We start from the raw sequence: 22389 nt of genomic DNA, 5'->3' as shown, positions 1-22389 counted from the left end.
ATACACGGAATAAAGAATCAATCATACTATAATTTATTAAGCTGAAGCAGCGTATTAAAAGGAGAAAAAAGATGGGTAAGTATTTCGGAACAGATGGCGTACGCGGAGTCGCAAACCGTGAATTAACAGCAGAGATGGCATACAGCATTGGACGCTGCGGGGGATATGTACTGGCAGGAAATGTGGAAAAGCCTAAGGTCGTAATTGGGATGGATACACGGATATCCGGTCCGCTTCTGGAATCGGCACTGATTGCCGGCTTATTGTCCATTGGCGCGGATGTGATCCGCCTGGGTGTGGTATCTACACCTGCGGTTGCTTATATTACAAGATTGCTCAAGGCTGATGCCGGTGTCATGATTTCAGCTTCGCATAACCCGGTGGAGGATAACGGGATTAAGTTTTTTGGCGGAGACGGCTTCAAATTGACTGATGAAACAGAGCTGCGGATTGAAGAGCTGATGGATGCCGAGCAGGATGAGCTGCCGCGTCCGGTCGGATCGGGTCTTGGTACGCTCCGGGTAGATAATGATGCGAAATATCTGTATCTGGAATATCTGAAAACAACGATCGACCAGAACTTCAAGGGCATTAAGGTAGTACTCGACTGTGCGCACGGCGCGGCTTATGAGCTTGCGCCACGGCTGTTCAGAGAGCTGGGAGCCGAAGTAATCTCCATCGGTGCAGAGCCGGACGGGCTTAATATTAACGACGGATTCGGTTCCACACATCCGGAGACTCTGCGTGCGGAAGTACTGCGCCACGGGGCGGACCTGGGACTCGCTTTTGATGGCGATGCCGACCGCCTGATTGCTATCGATGAGAACGGCGATGAGGTTGACGGCGACTTTATCCTCTGCATTTGCGGGGATGCCATGAACCGTGCGGGTAAGCTGAAGGATGGTACAATTGTATCCACCGTAATGAGCAATATCGGATTCTACAAAGCTACAGAGAAATTATCGCTGAATACAGCGAAGACTGCGGTCGGCGACCGTTATGTCATGGAAGAAATGCGCCGTGGCGGCTATAATCTGGGCGGAGAACAATCCGGCCATGTAATCTTCCTGGACTACAATACAACAGGTGACGGTATTCTGACGGCGATTCAACTGGTCAATACGATGAAGACTTCCGGCAAGAAGCTTAGTACGCTGAAGTCCATGATGACCAAGTATCCGCAGGTACTGGTAAATGTGCGTGTGCTGGACAAAACCAATTATCCGAACAATCCGGCGATTGAAGCCGCGATCATAGAAGTGGAAGGCAAGCTGGGCGACAACGGGCGTGTATTGGTGCGTCCTTCGGGAACCGAGCCGCTGATCCGTGTAATGGCGGAAGGACCGGATAAGGCCGAGCTTGATCTTTTTGTAGGACAGATTGTTGAAGTGGTTCAGCGCGAGCTGGTGTAATTACGCTAATAAGGCAAGAATGGGCAGCCGGTGGACGGAGGAGTAATGTTTGTTCACCGGCTGAACCTTTAGTGTTGACGATGTTTTCAATTGAAATGGATGAAAAAGGTTTTCTTTGCCGCATCATTGCCAAAACGATGTAAGGTGCATATAATAGACTAAGTGTCATTCCAGAAGGAAAGCGGGGATAGTAAGGTTGAAGCAATGCAAGCGCCAGAGCTTGATCTTGCGCGGGGGAGAAGGGAAGACCGGAAGCTGCCATTAAGGCAGAACGGCCTGAACGGATCACGGCAGATGTAAGCTGACGAGGTGGAGGTGTTCGAAATGTTCGGCGGGGACCTCCCGGTGATGCACCAGAGCCGTAAATGGAAGCGGAAAATGCGAGGGCGACCTCTCACACAACGCTCCTGTGGGTGCCAATTGAAATGTACAAATCATGGGTATGCGCATATGCAGGAAACGCAGATGGTTCTGCCACGGCAGAGGAGAAGACTGTGCATTTTCATGACTATAGATGCAAGTGACAGGTTATTTTGTTGAGCTGTAACGGACAACAACATATTTGCTTTTCTTCAAAACATGCCGTACGGCACGTTTCTTTCCTCATGGCCGCCCTTACTACGAAAAATTGGACGGAGGAAAATATAATGTGTGGTATTGTGGGATATATTGGTAATCAGAATTCGCAGGGGATCTTGGTCGAGGGTTTGAAGAAGCTGGAGTATCGCGGGTATGATTCCGCAGGTATTGCCGTATTCACCAAGGAAGGTCTGCAGGTTGTAAAAGCACAGGGCCGTATGGCGAACCTGGAATCCCGTCTCGAAGCAACTCCGCTGACAGGCAGCGCAGGAATTGGCCACACCCGCTGGGCTACACACGGCAAACCATCCGATGAGAACTCTCATCCACACACAGATAACACCCACAAATTCTCCGTAGTTCATAACGGGATTGTTGAGAACTATCTGGATCTGAAGGAAGAACTGATTGCCGGAGGAGCTAATTTCTCTTCCGAAACAGATACCGAAGTTATCTCCCATCTGATTGCGCGTGAATATAATGGGGATATCGTGAAGGCTGTGCAAAAAGCGATCACTTACATGCGCGGAGCGTTCGCACTGGGTGTTCTGACTGAATACGAACCGGATAAACTGGTAGCGGTACGTCAGGCCAGCCCACTGATTATCGGTCTTGGAGAAGGCGAAAACTTTATCGGGTCTGATATTCCTGCTCTGCTGGAATATACCCGCAACGTATATATTCTGAACGACGGCGAAATGGCTGTATTGACGCGGGATGCTGTCGAATTAATGACGATTGAAGGCAACTTTATTTCTCGGGAAATGATTACTGTCGATTGGGATGCTGTTACCGCAGAAAAAGGCGGTTATGAGCACTTCATGCTGAAAGAAATCCACGAGCAGCCAAAGGCTTACCGCGATACCATGCGCGGACGCATGAATGCTGCAGGCAACAAAGTCATTCTGCCTGAGCTTAACCTGACAGAAGAACAAATCAAGAACATCCGAAATATCCAGATCGTCGCTTGCGGTACTGCTTATAACGCAGGTCTCGTAGGACGTAACCTGATTGAGTCCCTGGTGCGTATTCCGGTAGAGAATGACATTGCTTCCGAATACCGTTACCGTGCGCCGATCGTGACTCCGGAAACACTGGTTATCGTAGTCAGCCAATCCGGTGAAACTGCAGATACACTGGCTGCTCTTCGCGAAGGTCAAGCCAACGGAGCCCATGTTCTGGCAATCACCAATGTAGTAGGCAGCTCTATTGCCCGGGAAGCCAACAGTGTACTGGTAACACTGGCTGGCCCGGAAATCGCTGTAGCATCGACCAAAGCTTATACTTCCCAGCTGATCGCATTCACTTTGCTGGGTCTGTACCTGGCTGAAGTACGCGGTACCCAGTCCGAGCCTGAAGTTGCCAAGATTCTGGCAGCTATGCAATCCCTGCCTGAGCAAGTAGAAGTAATCCTGGCTCAGAAAGACGCAATCAAAGCCTATGCTGAACAAATCGCTGAGCATAAGCACCTCTTCTTCATCGGCCGCGGCGTAGATTACGCAGTTGCCCAAGAAGGATCGCTGAAGCTGAAAGAAATCTCTTACATTCACTCCGAAGCTTATGCTGCGGGTGAACTGAAGCATGGTACACTGGCGCTGATCGAAGAAGGGGTTCCTGTCATTGCCCTGGCAACCCAGGAATCCGTACTTGAGAAGACTGTCAGCAACATCAAAGAAGTGAAAGCCCGCGGCGCACATGTCCTGGCGATTACTCATGAAGAGCACAAAAACGATCTGCTCAGATCCGTTGACCAGGTGTTCGTGATTCCTCAGACTCTGCCGCTGCTGACCGCTGCTTTGTCCGTAGTGTCGCTGCAGTTGCTGGCCTACTACGCGTCATTGGCTCTGGGTCATGATGTTGATAAGCCGAGAAACTTGGCTAAGAGTGTTACTGTGGAGTAAGGGGATTATTACTGAACATGTGTCCAAGAGTTTGGATACTTTAGAGTTATGAATTGTCTGATGTAAAATTTCAGACAACAAGCCAGACATCATGCGCCGTCCTGAAATCTCAGGACGGCTTTTTTTTGATGGAGGACAAACCCAAATTATTAAACAATTAGTATTGTTAAGAGAAAATGCTTCATTAACTAACAGGGGAAAATAACGTGAAAAGTGATAAAACTAAAAATTTCTAATTATGGTAACCCGTAATTGTGAATGCTTTTTAATTTCAGACAGAATAAGTGAGGGTTTATTAATGAGTGACTTGAACACAGTTTATCGAAACAGAAAGGCTGGTCGTCAGAACTTTTGACGATAATGATTTCGAGCAATTCGAAAAGCTTTTGGATTTGTATGAAGGTTGGCAAATGCAGAAGCCAAGGGCAAAAGAGTTTTTTAATTGGCACCTTTCTAACTATAAAAATATGGGTATTATAACTGGAACATTATGCTTAGGTGTTTTTGAAAAAGAAACAGGTGATATTCTTGGCCAGGTCGCTGCACAAGAACATGATGAGTTACATGAACCTGAATTTGGCTATGGAATCCTCCCATGTGCAAGAGGGAAAGGTTATGCTAAGGAGGCTGCAAAGGGAACACTTGAATGGATAGCGGGAAAATACGATATTCCCTATATCATTGGAACCGTTGAGCTTGACAACATCCCATCTCAAAAGGTTCTTGAATACTGCGGATTCCAGCTTATGGATGAGCAAAATTTGCTGATTCATATATTGAATGAGCGACATGATTTTAAGTATTACCGGTATTATTTGAGTCCTCCTGAATAGGCCGATATGCAATATATCGACACAAAGGCAGTCGGTTAATAGTCGGCTGCCTTTGTTCAACGAAAGGGCAGGATAGCTCAATAATTCCGCGGATATTCTACATATGTGGTTATTTACGAAGTACTATTGGAGGTTATTCATGGAAGTTATTATGAAAGACTCAATCGTTCAGTTGGTCCGGGGAGATATAACTAAAATTGAAGTAGAAGCAATAGTCAATGCTGCCAACACTAGTCTGTTGGGTGGAGGCGGCGTAGACGGTGCTATCCATAGAGCTGGGGGAAAAGCAATATTAGAAGAGTGCATGAAGATCCGCAATCAACAGGGTGGCTGTGCAGTTGGAGAAGCGGTAGTTACCACAGGAGGGAACTTGAAGAGCCGTTTGGTTATCCATACCGTGGGGCCCGTTTGGAATGGCGGATTGAACAATGAGGAACAAAAGCTAAAAGACTGTTACAGGAATTCATTAACTCAAGCGGAGTTAAACGAAGCTACAAGTATTGCTTTTCCAAATATAAGTACAGGTATATACAAATATCCGAAAGACTTAGCCTGCTACATAGCCGTAGAGGAAGTGTCTAAGTACTTATTAAATAAGGAAACAAATATTAAGAAAGTAGTATTTGTATGTTTTGATGAAGAGAACTTTGAAATATACAAGAATGAACTAAAGAAGTATTGAGATTGACTAATTAGAGATTGAAAAATCACTAAAAATAAAGCAAATGGCTCCGCCCTTATTATCAAAGGGCGGAGCCATTTGTGATTTCTTTAATCAGCAATAATACACTTTCTCTACCTTATATAAAGTATCCTCAATCACCGGGCAGAGAGCAGCATCTGCTTTGTAGAATTTTACCCGGAAATATAAGCTTTTCAGGAAATTCTTAATATTATTTTTTTGCCTGAAGGCATGCAGGAATTCGGGGCTCTTCTCAACCTCACCAAAACGTTGAATCCATTGCGCTACGTCAGTCTGACTAAGCAGTTTTCTGTTTAAAACACTGATTACGGGTCTGACCATCCGCTCATCCTCACCATCGGAGTAAACCCGTTCGGTTATGGTCATCTTGTTGTAAACCAGGTCGAGGATGGTAAAGAGGTCAGCCTGATCCAATTCGGAACATTGGGCTAAATCATCTAATGCATCTGCCCCATGGGCTATGGCATGAGCCCAGCCCTTCTCTTCGTCATACCCGCGGTAATCCTGCTCTTCCTGCACACTGTAGAACACTTTCTCTTTGATCTGGTGAACTTGCTCTCTTGAGAGGAAGGGGGATTCCCTATGCTTCATGATGAGAAGCGGGATGACCAGCATAGAGAAAGACCGGGTGAATACAGAGTCTGTATTGCTTTCACCAAGCTTATAGTGCAAATGGTCAGTATCCAATAGGGCAGGGAGAAGTTGCTCCAACTCGTCTTCAGAAAGCGAATTACCGGGAATCCAATGGGATAAGGTTGTATAGATTAGATCATCACGCAGCCCGGCATCCCAGAACCGATGTTATGTATCATTTCTTGTACCAGCTGGAAGGGTTCCGCAGGTGTCTGGTAGTCATTTTCTTTGATTAGGATCAACTGTTCTTTTAAATTCATGGTTTGCGCTCCTACTGGGTATTTTCCGGAATCTTCTCTTACTATAAGATACAGGCATGATGGGATACAACTTCATCATATCTTAATGCAATCTTAATGTCTTTGAGGAATCCTTAACGCTATATTAATGCCGGAAATGATAGGCTGAACTTGGAAGTAAATTATAGTTTACTCCGCAGAATCCGAACAGTTCCTTGCCTCTATAATCACGGAATATTCTTCTGTGGTCTTTTTGTTGTGTCTGAGTAGGGTACAGATGCTGCACTATCAAGAATTTTACAAAATAATAAGCGAGTGGTGAAACCCGTGATCTCATTTTTAAAACGATTTCTGATCGGCAGGCCCTTAAAGTCTACTGAGTTAGGGGAGCAAAAGCTAAATAAAAAGAAAGCGCTGGCCATACTGTCTTCAGATGCCTTGTCTTCCGTTGCGTACGGGCCGGAACAAATCTTGATTGTTCTCGTTACGATTGGGGCAGCTGCCTTCTGGTATTCCATTCCGATTGCGATTGGCGTATTGGTATTGTTGACCGCACTCATTTTGTCCTACCGGCAGATTATTTTTGCTTATTCGCATGGTGGTGGAGCCTATGTGGTATCCAAGGAAAACCTGGGGAAATACCCCGGACTGATTGCCGGCGGATCGCTGTTGGTGGACTATATTTTGACGGTGGCTGTAAGTATATCGGCCGGCGCGGACGCGATTACCTCAGCTTTTCCAAGCCTGCATGAGCATAAAGTAGTTATCGCTATCGTCTTCGTGATCCTGATTACGATTCTGAACTTAAGAGGGGTAACGGAATCCGCTTCCGTACTTGCTTATCCGGTTTATTTATTCGTGCTGGCTTTATTCATACTAATTGGTACAGGTTTGTATAACATTTTAACCGGTAACGTTCCGGCAGAGCTGCATACCTCATTGGGCACGCCGGTAGCGGGGATCAGTCTATTCCTGCTGCTGCGCGCATTTTCTTCCGGGAGCTCTGCGTTAACGGGTGTAGAGGCGATATCCAATGCCATTCCGAATTTCAAAAGTCCGGAGGCTTCTAACGCTGCCAAAACCTTAGTGGCCATGGGAGCCTTACTTGCTGTTATGTTCTCAGGAATTGTTGTGCTGGCCTATTACTATGGTATAGCTCCCCGTGCTGATGTGACGGTCGTGTCGCAAATTGCCGAGCAAACGTTCGGCCGGAATGCGATGTATTTCTTCATACAGGGAACCACTGCATTAATACTAATTCTGGCTGCCAACACCGGGTATTCCGCATTTCCTTTACTGGCTGTGAATCTGGCCAAGGATAAGTTCATTCCGCGGATGTTCACCATGCGTGGAGACCGGCTGGGTTACTCTAACGGCATTATCATTCTGGGTGTTCTGTCTATGGTCCTGATTTATGTATTTGAAGGGAAGACAGAGCAGTTGATCCCACTTTATGCTGTAGGTGTGTTCATTCCCTTTACGCTGTCACAGACAGGGATGATGGTTAAGTGGCTCCGGGAAAAACAGGCGGGCTGGCTGCAAAAATTCATCATCAACACCGTTGGTGCTCTAATCAGCCTTATTGTTACGATGATGTTCTTCTTGACCAAGTTCACACAGGTCTGGCCGGTATTTGTATTTTTGCCGATTCTCCTTCTGGTGTTCCACCGGATTCATAAGCATTACGAGGCCGTTGCCGACCAGCTCAGAATAACGACCTGTGAGGAAACGATTAAGATTGAAGGCAATGTAATCATCGTGCCGGTTGCCGGAATCACTCATGTGGTGATGAACTCCTTGGAATATGCCAAATCGCTGAATCCGCAGCAGATTATCGCCGTGTATGTGCCCTTCGAAAGAGAAGAAGAAGCAATATTCGAGGAGAAATGGAAAAAGTGGCAGCCGGAAATAAGATTAGTGACTTTGTATACTCCATATAGAAGCATCGTACAACCGTTGACCAAATTCATTGATACGATCAATTGGAAGGCGGCAGAGTTAAATCATAGGGTAACGGTCATCATTCCACAGTTCATTCCGAAGAAAGGCTGGCATAACATCCTTCATAATCAATCGAGTCTGCTGATACGTGCCCGGTTACTGTTCCGCAGCGATGTTATTGTCACTACAGTGCCTTATCATTTGAAGAAGTAATTTATTATATAAAAAAGCCTGCACCCCCATTCCCGGGCGTGCAGGCTTTTGGCTATTTCACCCCTAAGCTAAGCCTATGCGGCCTGCTTAGACGGCAATGCACGGCGGACAAGCTTCGCCAGCTCCATCACGATGACCGAGCCTAGGGCAAGGCCAGTGGCTGTGAGCCAGTGGTCCATCCCGAAGGAAGCGGGGATGGAGAAGATGTCTCTGACGCCGGGCAGGACAGCAATGCCGTAGAAGGCAAAGCAGACCATCACTGCGCCGATCACATATTTGTTGCTGAAGAAGCCGGCTTCCACAGAGGTCTGGCTGTTGGAGCGGGCCGCGAAGGTCTGGAGCGTACGCGCCAGAATCAGCGTGGTGAAGGCCATCGCGATGCCCATTTCATCGGAATGCTGCAGCCCGATATACTGGGAGACAATGACGGCAATCCCGATCAGCAGCCCGCGGGTAATGACAGCCTGCATCATGCCTCCGGCGAAGATGCCTTCGCCAATGTCCCGCGGCTTGCGGCTCATTACATCCGGCTCAGCCTTCTCCATGCCCAGGGCAATGGCCGGCAGGGAATCGTTGGCCAGGTTAATGAACAGTAACTGGATGGCGGTAAACGGGTTGATCCAGTCGAAGATCAGCGCGAACAGGATGGCGATGATCGCCCCCAAATTGCCGGCGAACAGATAGGCAATGGCCTTCTTGATGTTGTCGAACACCGTCCGGCCGACAGCGACCGCATTGACGATGGATACGAAGTTATCATCGGTCAGGATCATGGCTGCGGAATCCTTGGCTACATCAGTTCCGCTGCCCATGGCTACACCGATATCGGCCTGCTTTAGGGCCGGGGCATCATTGACTCCGTCGCCGGTCATGGCGGTGATTTTGCCTTTACGCTGCCAGGCACGGACAATTCTGATCTTATTCTCCGGAGAGACACGGGCATAGACGCCAATCTGCTCCAGCCTGCTGTCCAGCTCCTCCTCGGACATGGCATCCAGCTCCTGGCCGGTGACCGCGATCTCATGCTCAGCCATCAGTCCGATATCGCGACCAATCGCCTGAGCGGTGGTCTTATGGTCCCCGGTAATCATGATCGTGCGGATACCCGCCTTGTTGGATTCAGCAATGGAGCCATATACCGCCTCGCGCGGCGGATCAATCATCGCTGAGAGGCCAACCAGAACCAGGTTCTGCTCATCTTCAAGGCCTACTTCGGTGACGGTATTTGGCACGGTCTTATAGGCATAAGCAAGCACCCGCAAGGCTCGGCTGGAGAACTGCTCGTTAGCTTCGGTGAAGCGTTCCAGAACCTCCGGTGTCAGCGGGACCTCCTGGCCGCTCAGCAGCACGTGGGTACATCTGCTGAACAGGACATCCGGGCCGCCTTTGGTAAGCAGGGCTTTCTGGCCGTCGAAGGTATGCAGCGTCGTCATCAGTTTGCGTTCTGAGTCGAACGGCAGCTCGGCTTCGCGCGGGAAGTTATCGCGGATCTCGCGGTAATCCCGGTTCTTGCTGTTACTGAAGGCAATCAGCGCAACCTCTGTAGGGTCACCCAGCTCTTTGCCTTCCTCGTTAATGTTGGAATCGTTGCAGAGTACGGCGATATGCAGCAGTCTGCGGGCTTCTTCCGACCATTCATCGGCCTGCAGGCTGAACTGCTCCTGCGATCCTTCCGGCAGGAAGTAATCGACAACTGTCATTTTATTCTGTGTCAAGGTACCGGTCTTATCTGTACAGATTACACTGGTTGATCCCAGGGCTTCAACAGCGGGCAGCTTGCGGATAATGGCGTTCTGCCGGGCCATCTTGTTGGTGCCTACGGAGAGCACGATGGTTACAATCGAGGACAATGCCTCGGGAATCGCGGCGACGGCTACAGCGACGGCGAACATAAGGGCATTTAGAATCGCTTCGGTCGTGTCGACCGTATCGTTCGAGAGCCAGACGCGTGCAGCCTGAATGGAGAAGATGAGGATGGACAAGCCGAGAACGGCCAGGCCCAGCTTCTTGCCGAAGCTCTCCAGCTTGCGCTGAAGCGGAGTCTGCTTCGCTTCTGCACTCTCGATCAGACCGGCAATCTTCCCAAGCTCAGTGCCGAGAGCAGTTCCTGTAATGACCAGCGTTCCCCGGCCATAGACAACGAGCGAGCCGCTGAAGGCCATATTGCGCCGGTCTCCAAGCGGAGCGTCATGATCAATAGGCTGAATATGCTTCTCTACGGCTTCGGATTCTCCGGTCAGCATTCCTTCGTCAATCCTCAGGCTCCCGGATTCAATAATCCGTCCGTCCGCAGGCACGTAATCGCCAGCCTCAAGGAAGACGATATCACCGCGGACCAGTTCCCTCGCGGGAATGGACAGCAAGGCTCCGTCCCGGATGACCTTGGCTTCAGGCGCAGACATTTTGCGCAGTGCGTCAAGCGAGCTCTCGGCCTTACGGGTCTGGACAACGCTGATCACAGCATTCAGAATCAGCACTACAAAGATAATGACGGATTCCATCACATGCCCCATCACAATCTGAACTGTTGCTGCTATGAGCAGCACAATAACCATCGGATCTTTGAAATTCTCCAGAAACAGCTTCCAGAGCGGGTCTTTCTGTTTACCTTTTAACTCATTGTAGCCGTCCTTGGTGAGCCGGTTGTCTACTTCAGCAGACGTAAGCCCTTTGGTCTGGCTCTGCACTTCTTCCAGGGTGTCTGTCACACTGCGGCGGTAATACTCCATCAGGTACAAGCTCCTCTCCAGTTTTTCATTCTCTGTATGGTCCAAATCTACGTTAGAAAATATGACAAGTTTCAACATTTCTCGTTCAGGGCAGTTAAATACTTATACCCAGATGGACGTTGTTCGTATAGAATAGAATGAAAAAATTGAAAACTACAACTCCGTTAAGGACAAGGAATGTCTGGAACAACGGAGGGTACAAAACATGAAAAACACTTTATTAGGTTCTTAGTATTTATCGCTCGATGCCAGCATCTGGGGCGGGATGTATGTGGTTGTAAAATACGTGGTGGACGTTGTACCGCCGCTTGAATTAGTATGGATCCGCTATGTAATTGCGGTTATTGCATGCTCCTTATTGGTATTATTACCAGACAATCGTGGCGTATCGAGAAACGGGATATCCTGTTAATTGTCATGATTGGCGTGATTGGAAATACCATTTCAATCGTAACCCAAGAGATAGGCACGATGCTCTCTACCGCACAAATGGGTGCGATCATTACCGGGGCGACACCTGCATTTATGGTTCTGTTTGCGCGGATTATTTTGAAAGAGAAGATCACCTTTAAAAAGGCCTTTTCCGTTATTTTAGCAACGCTCGGTGTCGGTATTATTGTCGGAAATGCGGACATTGATCCATCGCTTCAGCTCGGCGGGATATCCCTGCTCGTTGCGGCGCTTTCCTGGGGTGGTTATTACTCGGAGAGCAGATTGGCTTGTCCTTTTGGGCAGGGACCGTTCTGATTTGTATGGGAGTTGCTGGTCATTAAGGAAAAATAAGTGTGAAAACATCGGGTCGTCCTCAGTTGAGGGCGGCCTGATTTCCGTTCTGCAGAGAGGATAGTGCGGGGGTACTCCCGAATACAGATGAATGGGAAGCATGTAAGCGTTAAGAAAGGAAGTGCAAAATGGTTGTATTAAGATTCACGCAGGCTTTATTGAAGGAAATGAAAGCTGCACCGATAGAGAATGAGCTAACCGCTCCGTTATTCAGTTGGCACACGAATATGATATGGGTAAATAGACGGAAGCATATCCTCCTCATCAATGATCTAAGCCGGTTGAGTGTGATTTTTAACGGGGTAAGATCGGCTCAGTTAAATAGTTTAACCGATAAGTTCCGCACAGAATTGAGGGATTATCTGGTAAGTGAAGGAATTGAACCGAAGTTAATTGAATCGTATATGAAAGACAGCCAGCAGATCAATATAGCAAGAACCAACAATAGAAGTGTCTTAGGAACAATGAAAGAAGTAACCTTCTTTAATGATCATGCACAAGGAGAACATGCGAGTAAGGAAGAGCATATGAAATGGCTGAACAGAATAATTCACAAACCTATAGATTATGAAAAACCCATAGATGTATTCAAAAAAGCAATTGAAAAGCATTATTTGTAAGGACCGGAGGAACTGACAATGATCACAGAGCTTAATAAAGAGGACTTTTATAAGATACGGCATCTCACAGATCCATGTAAAAATATTGAGGCCAAGGCTATAGTTGATGGGATGAACCCGGGTAGGGTCTACGCAGATCATCCGACAGAACCAACAGCAGCGTTAATCTGGATTCAGGGACAGCAGGGGTTTCAAGTCGTTGGTGATGCGTGGAGTTCAGTGTTTGCAGAGAAGCTGGGCGAATACATGCGAACCGTTATAGAACCTGAGCTACAGAAACAAGGGATCAATTGGGTCGAGATCGGTGCGGAGATGGATACCTGGGATGAAACGCTAAGTGCCATCTTCGGGGACCGTAATATTTCGGCGGAAAATCAGCATGTGTTCTGTGCAGGAGAGCAAGCGGGAGCTGTGGAATTTCAAGCTAATGAAATAACGATCCGGTCAATCGACAGGGAGCTGCTTACGTCAAGGCGATTAGAGAACCATTCATTTGTAGAAGAGAAAATACTGCATTACTGGGAGTCGGCAGATGTTTTCCTTCAGCAGGGACTGGGGTGTTATGCCGAGTATAATAACAAGGTCGTGAGTTTGTGTTTCTCGGCTTTTATTGCAAAAGAGACGCATGCGATTGATATCGAGACCCTGGAAGGATACAGAGGAAGAAATTATGGCACGGCAGTGGCTACTGCACTGTTACAAGAATTCAGACGAAAAGGAATCCGGCCTTACTGGGACTGTACTCCGGAGAACACAGGCTCTATCCGTATAGCTCAAGCAATCGGGATGAAGCCGGATTTTGACTATCGGATATTCTGGTATAAGTTCTCGTGAGGGAATCATGACTGATTCTAGTTAAAGCTATAGGGTTTGAAATTGCAGGGTGTATGCTAGGAGACTCGCGCTCAAGTTCTAACAGTTATTCCTGTGATTAAAAAGGTTGAAATCAAAAAAATCAACTACCAGGGGGAGCCTATTGTGGGTGAACCGCAGAAGTTAATACTAGATCAATTAATATCACCGAGACTAATACAATTCGGACTGAAATGGCAAAGGGCAAATTGAAAAGAACACTTCGTTAGGACAGATACATAATCCATCGCCAATGTATATATTGGCCTTCCTATATGCTAAAAACGGGCAAAAGGATAAAGCTTGTGACTTGTTGGAAAATAGAAATTCAACTATTTGTAGTGGGGAAATAACTAAAGAAGATATTAAGAAGAAGTTATTAGCGATCTAAAATAGCAATAGGCAACAGAAGTCTCTAAGAATGTGCTAATCACTTTATTAAGATGCAGTAATCTTACTGCAATTCTGATGACACTGGTAGATTAAAATAACTTGAAGGCAGGAAACCGTGTTGAACCGGACTTTTCTTTATATTATGTTGTTTATAGTATTCATCCTCTTGTTATCCATGGTTGAGCCGTCAGTCATGCATGGGGTACTCGGTGCGGTCATACTGACTTTGTTTAAATATCTGGACACGTTCGTACACGAACTCGGACATTATTTGGCAGGGAAGTTAATGGGGTACCCAATAAAATTAGTGGTCATAGGTGACCGGAAACAGTTGTGGAGTGCAGATATCTTCGGCACATCCTTTATATTCTGCTACGGATTTGGCGGGTTAACGTTTATAGAGAGCGGCAAAAAGGCCAGCAGGCTGCGTCATTCTATTTTTGCTCTCGGCGGGGTAATGTTCCAGACGTCTGTAATTGGCATCATCTACTTCACGCTTGGCATTGGCAGTGAACATAATTATTATCTTCCGCTGCTATTCATAGTTCTGAATGCATGGACAATAATAGTTAGTTTATATCCAAGAGATTTTGTCCGGTATGGAAAGTTTTATCCCAGTGACGGATTGCTCTTGAAAAGGATACTACAGGCAAAGACGCCTGCGGACATCGGGTTGTAGCATGACTGGACTGAAAGGTAGTACAGGCATCAAAGACTTTACTTTTCTAAAGTATATATAAAAAAATAGCCTCCTTATGAAAATAATAATTACCTGCTATAGTTTGTCTCGAGGCAATTGAATGCCAAAGAAGGAGAGACAATTATATGACAGATAAGCAGCACCATGAGCAGGCAGTCATGAACGGGCCGGAGATTATTATGAATAAACTCCATCAGCTGGAACGGAAAGTTCAACGGCTGGAGGGCATCGAAGAGATAAAAAAACTGAAAGCACGCTATTTCCGTTTTGTGGATGAGAAGAACTGGTCTGAATTAGCAGAAATTTTCACAGCTGAGGTCAAACTCGAACCTGATGGACATGTGTTCAAAAACGGGGAAGAATTCAGTAAAGTGATAAACGATCTAGTCGGAAAGGCACCTTCCGTTCACCATGGACATATGCCGGAGATTGATTGGATAGATGAGAATCACGCGAAGGGTGTTTGGGCAATGGAAGATTTATTGAGTTTTCCTGATAAGGGCGACTCGCCTCCAGGACATAACGGGTATGGTCAATATAGAGAATCCTACGAGCGTGTAGATGGTGTATGGAAAATCAGCAGTTTAAACTTAACCCGGTTCCGGATGGATCCGCTGGCTAACTGGGAGGAGAAATGAATACATCTGCAAGAAAAACAGAGATGCTGGAAACCTTCAACTATCGGCATGCAACCAAAGAATTTGACCCGGAGAGAAAAATTTCTAAAGAGGATTTTCAATTTATCCTAGAGGCTGGCCGGCTATCTCCAAGCTCGGGCGGAAATGAGCCATGGAAATTCATTGTTGTGCAGAGCCCGGAATTCAGAAATGAATTGGCTCCATATGCATATGGCGCAGTTCGGCAGCTGCCCACATCGAGTCATTTTGTTATGATTTTAGCCAGGAAGGACCTTACCTATGATTCTCCTTATTTAAAAGAGCAGCAAACTCAAACCTTGGAGATGCCTCTGGAAATTTACAAGGGAATGAAGCCGGCATATGCCCAATTTTATCATGACCTGCATTTGGATTCAGAAAGAGCTTTGCTGGACTGGTCCTCCAAACAGACATTTATTGCACTTGGAAACATGATGACGGCAGCGGCGCATATTGAAATCGATTCATGCGCCATTGAAGGCTTCAATCTGGATGCCGTTAATGACCTGCTTCAAAAGAAAGGACTTCTGGGACAGAATGAATATAGCTTAAGTGTCATGGCAGCCTTCGGTTATCGCGTCCGGGAAGGGCGCTCTAAAAAAAGACGTCCGATGAAAGATATCGTACAGTTTGTCTAACGAATTGTCCTTTTTATGAGGATTGCTGGACAGGAGAATCCCATTCATTTTTCCAGTGATTGATCTGCTCAAATACCTTCGAGAAGGCTTTTCCCTTATCGGTAATTGAATATTCGACGGTTACGGGTACCGTTGGAAAGACCTGGCGGTTTAACATTTGATGTTCTTCTAAATTCCGTAATGTATCTGTTAGGCCCTTCGTATTGACGTTACCTAAATTCCGTCGGAGTTGGTTAAAACGCTGAGGTTCCCTAAGAAGCTGTGTCATCACCAGAAAAGTCCATTTTCCTGAAAGAAACTGTAAAACCTCAGATATTGAATCAATACAGCTACTCTCAAACTTTGATTCTTCCAATGCGCTCATCTCTCATTCTTTTATGATATCGAACTAAAAAATAAAGTAACTAATTTAATTATAGTATAGTGAAAAAGATTAGGACTGTCACTGGGAGTTGTATACTGATTTGGTTATTCGATGAGATGTAATGATGCCAGGCTACCGGTAAGATCGGTGGCCTGTTTTTTTATGCAGTAATTAACTGATTGTTCCATTTCGCTATTTTATGCCTGGTACAGAGCAGGAACCAAAAATAGTGGTATTTTTCCCAATGAGGGGTTCCTTATGTCTGAGAGAGTCTGGCACTATAATATGAATGCGGTTACATAAAACCGAGGATTGAATATAAAAGGGGAGGCAAAGTATGAAAAGTATGAAGCGTGTTCTAGCGGGGATCTCTACACTGGTTTTGATGTCATCTGCTCTGGCAGCGTGTGGAGGCAATAATAATTCAAGCTCATCCGGTGCAAACGCAACAACTGCTCCAGCAGCTAATACTGCTGCAGAGGCTACAACTGCTCCAGCAGCAGGATCTGGTGAGAAAGTTACTATCAATCTCTGGAGCTTCACGGACGAGATTCCAAACATGACCAAGAAGTACATGGAGCTGCATCCTGAAGCGAATGTGGAATTCAAAACTACGATTGTCGCAACTACAGATGGAGCCTATCAGCCTGCTCTTGACCAGGCGCTGGCCGCTGGCGGAAAAGATGCACCAGATATTTACGCTACTGAAGGGGCATTCGTACTCAAATATACACAAGGCGATGCATCCACTTTTGCCGCCAATTATGCTGACCTGGGCCTTACCGATCAAATGGTTAAGGACGCAGGCATCGCTCAATATTCTGTTGATATCGGCAGCAAAGACGGTCAGCTGAAAGGTCTGGGCTATCAGGCAACAGGCGGAGCCTTTATCTATCGCCGCTCGCTTGCCAAGGATGTGTTTGGAACAGATGACCCGGCTACTATCAAGACTGAAATCGGTCCAGGCTGGGATAAATTCTTCAGTGCAGCAGAGAAGCTGAAAGCTAAAGGATATGCCGCAGTTTCTGGTGACGGCGATATCTGGCACGCGGTCGAGAACAGTTCTGATAAAGGCTGGATTGTCGATGGCAAGCTGCATATTGATCCGAAGCGCGAAGAGTTCCTCGATCTTTCCAAGAAGCTGAAAGACAATGACTATTACAACGATACGACAGACTGGCAAGAAGCCTGGTTCGCTGATATGAACGGTACTGGTGCAAAACCGGTCTTCGGCTTCTTCGGTCCTGCGTGGCTCATTAACTATACGTTAAGCGAACATGCAGTAGAAACAAAGGGTGACTGGGCAGTTACTGAATCACCAACAGGCTTCTTCTGGGGAGGCACTTGGTTGCTCGCTAACAAAGATGTAGTTAAGGACGAAGCCAAGAAACAAGCCGTTGCCGACTTTATCAAGTGGGTAACACTCGACACCTCTGAAACCGGACTCCAGTACTCCTGGGCTAACGGAACAATGAAAGCTGGCGAGCAAGGTGCGAAGGACAGCGTTGCTTCCTCCGTTGTTATGGATAAATCTAAAGGTGATTTGGAATTGGTTGGCGGACAGAACATTTTCGATATCTTTGTTCCAGCTAATGCCAACGCTTCCGGTAAGAACTTGACTGCATTCGACGAAACGATCAACAAGCTCTGGCGTGATCAAGTACGCGAATATACTGCAGGCAACAAAGACCGTGCTAAAGCGATCGAAACCTTCAAACAGCAAGTCAAAGATCAACTGAATATCGATAGCGAATAAAAAGCAATCGAAGGGGCGGGGGAGTCATCCCGCCCCTTCATATCAACTAAAGGGGTGAGAGCATGCGCCGCAATGGTGTGAACTACTCTAAATTTGGCTATATTTTTACGTTTCCGTTTGTTTTGGCATTTCTGATCTTCTCGCTGTATCCTATTTTATACACCGCATTCATCGGGTTCACCGATTTGCAGGGATTAATACCAAAACCAATACATATTTTGGATAATCCTTTTCAGAATTTCAAAGATTTGATCCTTAGTAACGCCTCTTTCCGAAAATCTCTGATTAACACCGGGATACTCTGGATTGTCAACTTCGTTCCCCAAATTCTTCTTGCACTCTTGCTTACTGCATGGTTTACGAACCAGCGTCTCAAAATAAAAGGACAAGGTTTCTTCAAGGTTCTGCTGTATATGCCTAATATTATTACTGCGGGTACAATCGCCTTGCTTTTCAGTACTCTGTTTGGCTATCCAATGGGTCCAGTAAACAGTTTCTTTGAAATGATGGGTTGGTCCGACGCTCCGATCTACTTCCTTCAGGATAAGACGACAGCGCGGGGCATTGTGGCGTTCATCCAGTTCTGGATGTGGTACGGGAACACCATGATCATTCTGATCGCAGGTGTTATGGGTATCAATCCCGCGCTCTTCGAGTCTGCAGCGATTGACGGTGCAAACGGAGTTCAAACGTTCTTCCGGATCACGCTGCCAAGTTTACGTACAATTCTACTATTCACACTGATTACATCTATGGTCGGTGGCTTGACCATGTTTGATATTCCGCAGCTCTTCCTTGCGGGCGGACCGGATGACTCTACGCTTACCACGTCCATGTTCATTTATGGGCAAGCCTTTAAGGGAAGCTATTTATACAATCGCGCTGCTGCTGCGAGTATGATTATGTTCTTGATTTCAGGGGTATTGTCTGTACTTGTGTTCTATTTAATGCGTGACCGTGACGCGGCAAGACTTAAAAAAATCGAAAAAATGCACCGGAAATCCGCCAAGAGCAGCCATAAGGGGGGCGTATCACATGAACAATAATAAAAAAGACGGAAACGTCACCCGGAGGATCAACAAGACGATTGTCTATATCGTCTGTATCTGTCTGGCGGTACTCAGCGTTCTTCCGTTTTGGATCATGTTTGTAAACGCCACCCGCTCTTCGGCAGAAATTCAAAGCGGTATCTCACTGTTTCCTTCGACACATATGATGGACAACCTACGGGTACTGCTCGAAAAGAGTTTCGATCCGATTCAGGGGTTCATGAATTCATTTATTATCTCTTCTTCAGCAACTCTCTTAACGGTCTATTTCTCCTCCCTGGCGGCTTATGGTCTTGTGACCTATAGCTGGAAGCTGCGCGGGGCATTTTTTACCTTTATTTTGTGCGTAATGATGATTCCTTCTCAGGCAAGTGCCATCGGATTCTATCAGTTCATGTATAAAATCCATTGGACCAACAGCTTTCTCCCACTGATTCTGCCTGCGATTGCAGCGCCGGCGGTAGTGTTCTTTATGCGCCAATATCTGCTGGCAACGCTGTCGATAGAGATCGTGGAAGCAGCACGCGTAGACGGGTCCGGTGAATTCAAAACCTTTAACCGGATTATCCTGCCGCTCATGGTTCCGGCAGTGGCGACGCAGGCAATCTTTGCTTTCGTGGGGAACTGGAACAACCTGTTCATGCCGCTGATCCTGCTTACCCAAAAAGATAAGTATACGATGCCAATCATGGTCAGCTTGCTTCGCGGGGATATATACAAGACGTCGTTCGGCTCGATCTACATGGGTCTGGCTTTGACGGCACTGCCGCTGTTTGTGGTGTACTTCCTGCTATCCCGGTATATTATCGCGGGTGTAGCACTGGGTGGCGTCAAAGAATAAACCCACTCAGAATCATCCCAAATTGAGATCTGTTGATTAGCTAAATTATGGTTATGGAAACGTAGTAGACTTTTTCTTGAGGCCGCCACATTGCGGAGATCTGCAGAGGTGTAGAAGATTTACGGAATGAGCGATTTCTTTGCTACTTATTTTGGCTAATCAACAGGCGTACTCCCGATAATGCACAACATTATCGGGAGTTTTTTTATTTTCACATCCATCCATTAGTGTGTATAATAAACGTTACTTGTCCATACGGATGTACTTTATAGCATGCTTAAAACAAAGGAGTTGCCCGCTGCATGATGAGGCTGCAAGATGAATACGCGGTGACAACGGAGCCTGGGAATGCAGAGAGGCTGCTTGAGGCAGAAACAGCCAGACTGGTCCAGCTGATCTCTGCCCTTGTTCCTCATGACGGTACCTTTAGCCAGCGCATACCCGGGCTCTATGTCAGCCGGTATTCACGTACCGATAGGGATACCATCAAAACCTTCTATTCCACCTCGTTTATAATCGTGGCCCAAGGGTCAAAGGATGTCATGATCGGGCAGGAGGTTTATCATTTTGACAAATCGCAGATGATTCTGTTGCCTGTAGCCCTGCCGTTAGCCATGCAGCTCATGGAGGCCAGTTCATCTGAGCCTTATCTTGCCGTGAGGCTGGAGCTTGATCCGCAGCGGATTAGCGAATGGGTCCTGAAGCTATACCCCCAGGGTTTGCCCCCGGTACGTCAGATGAGTAAAGGTTACATTGCTGATGTCAATCTGAGTATCATTAACGCAGTGGCGAGACTGGTGGAATGCCTCCACAATGACGGTGATGCTGAATTGCTTGCCCCGCTGGTTCTGGATGAAATTCTGATCCGGATTCTGCGCAGTCCGATTGGCGCCCAGGTTGTGGAGATGGGGTTCGCGGAGTCGGATATGCAGCGGGTGTCGAAGGTCATAACCTGGCTGCAGGGCAACTTCTCCCGGCAGATGAAGGTTGCTGAGCTGGCAGAGCTGGTACATATGAGTCCATCTTCTTTTCATGTGCATTTCAAGTCCGTCACCTCCATGAGCCCGCTGCAATATCAAAAAGCGCTTCGCCTTCATGAGGCCAGACGTCTGATGTTAGCCAGTGCCATGGACGCGACCACTGCCTGCCGGCTTGTCGGATATGTGAGTGATTCCCAATTCAGCCGGGATTACAGCCGGTTCTTCGGAAATCCGCCAAGCAGAGATATCGCCAGATTACGTCAGCAAACCCACAGAACCGACTGAACCATTCCTTCGGGAAGCCCGCAGCCGCTTGGTCTGCGGGTTTTTGTGTGCGGTCATAAGACCAGTTCGCCCTTCTTGTAGGATCGGGCAAAAAGTGAAAGGGAACAGGCAAAGGTTCCGGTAATGCGCAGACTATAATGAGTGTAGCCTTGTACGCGCGGCGGCAACCGGTTATGCCGCCAGGGTGCACCGGGCAGTTCTACCACATAATAGTTATTGGAGGAATTTAATATGCGTGTTTTTGTCACAGGTGCTACTGGTTTTGTCGGCTCTGCCATTGTACGTGAATTGATAGATGCGGGGCATGAAGTACTCGGCCTCGCCCGTTCGGATGAGGCGGCAGCTGCGCTTGCTGCTGCCGGGGCCGCCATACACCGCGGTTCTTTGGATGATCTGGACAGCCTGCGGCGGGGAGCGGCTGGAGCGGATGGTGTTATCCATGCCGCGTTCATTCACGACTTCTCGGATATTACGGCTGCAGGCGAGTCAGACCGGCTTGCGGTCGAAGCAATAGGGGCCGAGCTTGCGCAGTCCGGCCGGCCGTTAGTCGTAACCTCTGTGATCGGGCATCTAACGCCGGGTCAGCTGGGAACAGAAGAGGATGCACCCTATCCTGGCTCTGTGAAGCATCGCTCGGCCTCGGAGGAAGCGGCCCTTGCATTGGCAGCGCAGGGCGTACGCGTATCGGTGCTGCGGCTCCCGCTATCCGTGCATGGTGATGGCGACATCGGCTTTGTTCCGGGCCTAATCAATATGGCCCGTACTACAGGAATCTCGGGATATGTGGGCGATGGCGCAAACCGCTGGCCAGCTGTGCACCGGCTGGATGCCGCACATCTCTACCGGCTGGCGCTGGAATCAGCTCCTGCCGGAGTTCGGCTGCATGCAATCGGCGATGAAGGTGTGCCGGTCCGTGATATTGCCGGCGTAATCGGCCGCCGGCTCGGGGTACCTGTAGTCAGCATTCCCCCTGAAGAGGCAGGAGGGCATTTCGGCTGGCTGGCTCACTTTGTGGCGCTGGATATCCCAGCTTCGAGCATCTGGACCCAAGAGCAGCTTGGATGGAAGCCTGTGCATCCGGCACTCCTTCCAGATTTGGACCGGGAGCAGTATTTCATACGGAGGTAGAGATGGATTACAAGATAAGACTTGTGAACGAAAGTGATAGAGGCTGCCGCGGGCAGTCTCTTTGTCTTGAAAGCTGCATTCATAAAAGGGCAACTGGAGCTGTCAAAAAAATAAATATCGGATGAGTCAGGGCTTATTGTACAATTGGAGGGATGATGTGA

19 protein-coding genes and 1 pseudogene are annotated in these 22389 nt (G+C 47.5%); 16 read left to right on the top strand and 4 right to left on the bottom strand.

The window, feature by feature from the left end; translation table 11 throughout:
* Positions 1-71 precede the first annotated feature (71 nt).
* From glmM to P40081_RS32290, 4 genes are all read left to right on the top strand, one after another.
* A complete protein-coding gene (gene glmM / locus P40081_RS32305) occupies positions 72-1412 on the top strand; it encodes a phosphoglucosamine mutase (protein WP_042140100.1) in 1341 nt (446 codons plus the stop codon).
* A gap of 647 nt (positions 1413-2059) precedes the next feature.
* Positions 2060-3892, top strand: a complete 1833-nt coding sequence (glmS, locus tag P40081_RS32300) for a glutamine--fructose-6-phosphate transaminase (isomerizing) (RefSeq protein WP_042140099.1) — start codon at positions 2060-2062, stop codon at positions 3890-3892.
* A 320-nt stretch (positions 3893-4212) separates the two neighbouring features.
* On the top strand, positions 4213-4725 hold the full coding sequence (locus P40081_RS32295) for a GNAT family N-acetyltransferase (protein ID WP_081970296.1): 513 nt from the start codon (positions 4213-4215) through the stop codon (positions 4723-4725).
* 139 nt (positions 4726-4864) lie between these two features.
* Positions 4865-5407 (top strand): O-acetyl-ADP-ribose deacetylase, encoded by a 543-nt coding sequence (locus tag P40081_RS32290; protein ID WP_231575234.1) that lies wholly within the window; start codon positions 4865-4867, stop codon positions 5405-5407.
* A 93-nt stretch (positions 5408-5500) separates the two neighbouring features.
* Here P40081_RS32290 and P40081_RS32285 read toward each other — a convergent pair whose 3' ends face one another.
* Complete coding sequence (locus P40081_RS32285; RefSeq protein WP_231575233.1) at positions 5501-6100, bottom strand: DUF2785 domain-containing protein; 600 nt, start codon at positions 6098-6100, stop codon at positions 5501-5503.
* A 92-nt stretch (positions 6101-6192) separates the two neighbouring features.
* Positions 6193-6321: a hypothetical protein gene (locus P40081_RS39870; RefSeq protein WP_269323187.1), complete on the bottom strand. Its 129-nt coding sequence runs from the start codon at positions 6319-6321 to the stop codon at positions 6193-6195.
* A 306-nt stretch (positions 6322-6627) separates the two neighbouring features.
* On the opposite strand from P40081_RS39870, the gene P40081_RS32280 reads away from it, so the two are divergent.
* Positions 6628-8454, top strand: coding sequence for an APC family permease (locus P40081_RS32280; RefSeq protein ID WP_039300618.1), 1827 nt, complete (start codon positions 6628-6630; stop codon positions 8452-8454).
* Positions 8455-8528: 74 nt separating this feature from the next.
* On the opposite strand, the gene P40081_RS32275 is transcribed toward P40081_RS32280, so the two are convergent.
* A complete protein-coding gene (locus P40081_RS32275) occupies positions 8529-11183 on the bottom strand; it encodes a cation-translocating P-type ATPase (protein ID WP_042140098.1) in 2655 nt (884 codons plus the stop codon).
* 265 nt (positions 11184-11448) lie between these two features.
* Between P40081_RS32275 and P40081_RS32270 the strand changes: the two are divergent.
* From P40081_RS32270 to P40081_RS32245, 6 genes and pseudogenes are all read left to right on the top strand, one after another.
* Positions 11449-11930, top strand: a pseudogene (locus P40081_RS32270) (DMT family transporter).
* Positions 11931-12094: 164 nt separating this feature from the next.
* The gene (locus P40081_RS32265; RefSeq protein ID WP_042140097.1) at positions 12095-12586 is read left to right on the top strand and encodes a DUF6933 domain-containing protein; all 492 of its coding nucleotides are present in this window, start codon (positions 12095-12097) and stop codon (positions 12584-12586) included.
* Between the two features lie 18 nt (positions 12587-12604).
* The gene (locus P40081_RS32260) at positions 12605-13420 is read left to right on the top strand and encodes a GNAT family N-acetyltransferase (RefSeq protein ID WP_042140096.1); all 816 of its coding nucleotides are present in this window, start codon (positions 12605-12607) and stop codon (positions 13418-13420) included.
* A gap of 529 nt (positions 13421-13949) precedes the next feature.
* Positions 13950-14510 (top strand): site-2 protease family protein, encoded by a 561-nt coding sequence (locus tag P40081_RS32255; protein ID WP_197074308.1) that lies wholly within the window; start codon positions 13950-13952, stop codon positions 14508-14510.
* Between the two features lie 146 nt (positions 14511-14656).
* Positions 14657-15169 (top strand): nuclear transport factor 2 family protein, encoded by a 513-nt coding sequence (locus tag P40081_RS32250; protein WP_052422119.1) that lies wholly within the window; start codon positions 14657-14659, stop codon positions 15167-15169.
* Positions 15166-15825: an NAD(P)H-dependent oxidoreductase gene (locus tag P40081_RS32245; protein ID WP_042140094.1), complete on the top strand. Its 660-nt coding sequence runs from the start codon at positions 15166-15168 to the stop codon at positions 15823-15825. Before P40081_RS32250 ends, P40081_RS32245 begins: the two co-directional genes overlap by 4 nt.
* 13 nt (positions 15826-15838) lie before the next feature.
* On the opposite strand, the gene P40081_RS32240 is transcribed toward P40081_RS32245, so the two are convergent.
* Positions 15839-16189, bottom strand: coding sequence for a winged helix-turn-helix transcriptional regulator (locus P40081_RS32240; RefSeq protein ID WP_042140093.1), 351 nt, complete (start codon positions 16187-16189; stop codon positions 15839-15841).
* Positions 16190-16526: 337 nt separating this feature from the next.
* On the opposite strand from P40081_RS32240, the gene P40081_RS32235 reads away from it, so the two are divergent.
* From P40081_RS32235 to P40081_RS32215, 5 genes are all read left to right on the top strand, one after another.
* A complete protein-coding gene (locus P40081_RS32235) occupies positions 16527-17945 on the top strand; it encodes an ABC transporter substrate-binding protein (RefSeq protein WP_081970294.1) in 1419 nt (472 codons plus the stop codon).
* A 62-nt stretch (positions 17946-18007) separates the two neighbouring features.
* A complete protein-coding gene (locus P40081_RS32230) occupies positions 18008-18991 on the top strand; it encodes a carbohydrate ABC transporter permease (RefSeq protein ID WP_039300634.1) in 984 nt (327 codons plus the stop codon).
* A complete protein-coding gene (locus P40081_RS32225) occupies positions 18981-19835 on the top strand; it encodes a carbohydrate ABC transporter permease (RefSeq protein WP_042140092.1) in 855 nt (284 codons plus the stop codon). The genes P40081_RS32230 and P40081_RS32225 overlap by 11 nt, the downstream gene beginning before the upstream one ends.
* Positions 19836-20137: 302 nt before the next feature.
* Positions 20138-21100, top strand: a complete 963-nt coding sequence (locus tag P40081_RS32220) for an AraC family transcriptional regulator (protein WP_231575232.1) — start codon at positions 20138-20140, stop codon at positions 21098-21100.
* Positions 21101-21331: 231 nt separating this feature from the next.
* The gene (locus P40081_RS32215; RefSeq protein ID WP_042140091.1) at positions 21332-22228 is read left to right on the top strand and encodes an SDR family oxidoreductase; all 897 of its coding nucleotides are present in this window, start codon (positions 21332-21334) and stop codon (positions 22226-22228) included.
* Positions 22229-22389: the final 161 nt, after the last annotated feature.

The organism is Paenibacillus sp. FSL P4-0081 (genome assembly GCF_000758565.1).
Taxonomy (GTDB): Bacteria; Bacillota; Bacilli; order Paenibacillales; family Paenibacillaceae; genus Paenibacillus_AQ; species Paenibacillus_AQ phytohabitans.
This window is presented reverse-complemented; position numbering and strand designations above follow the sequence as displayed.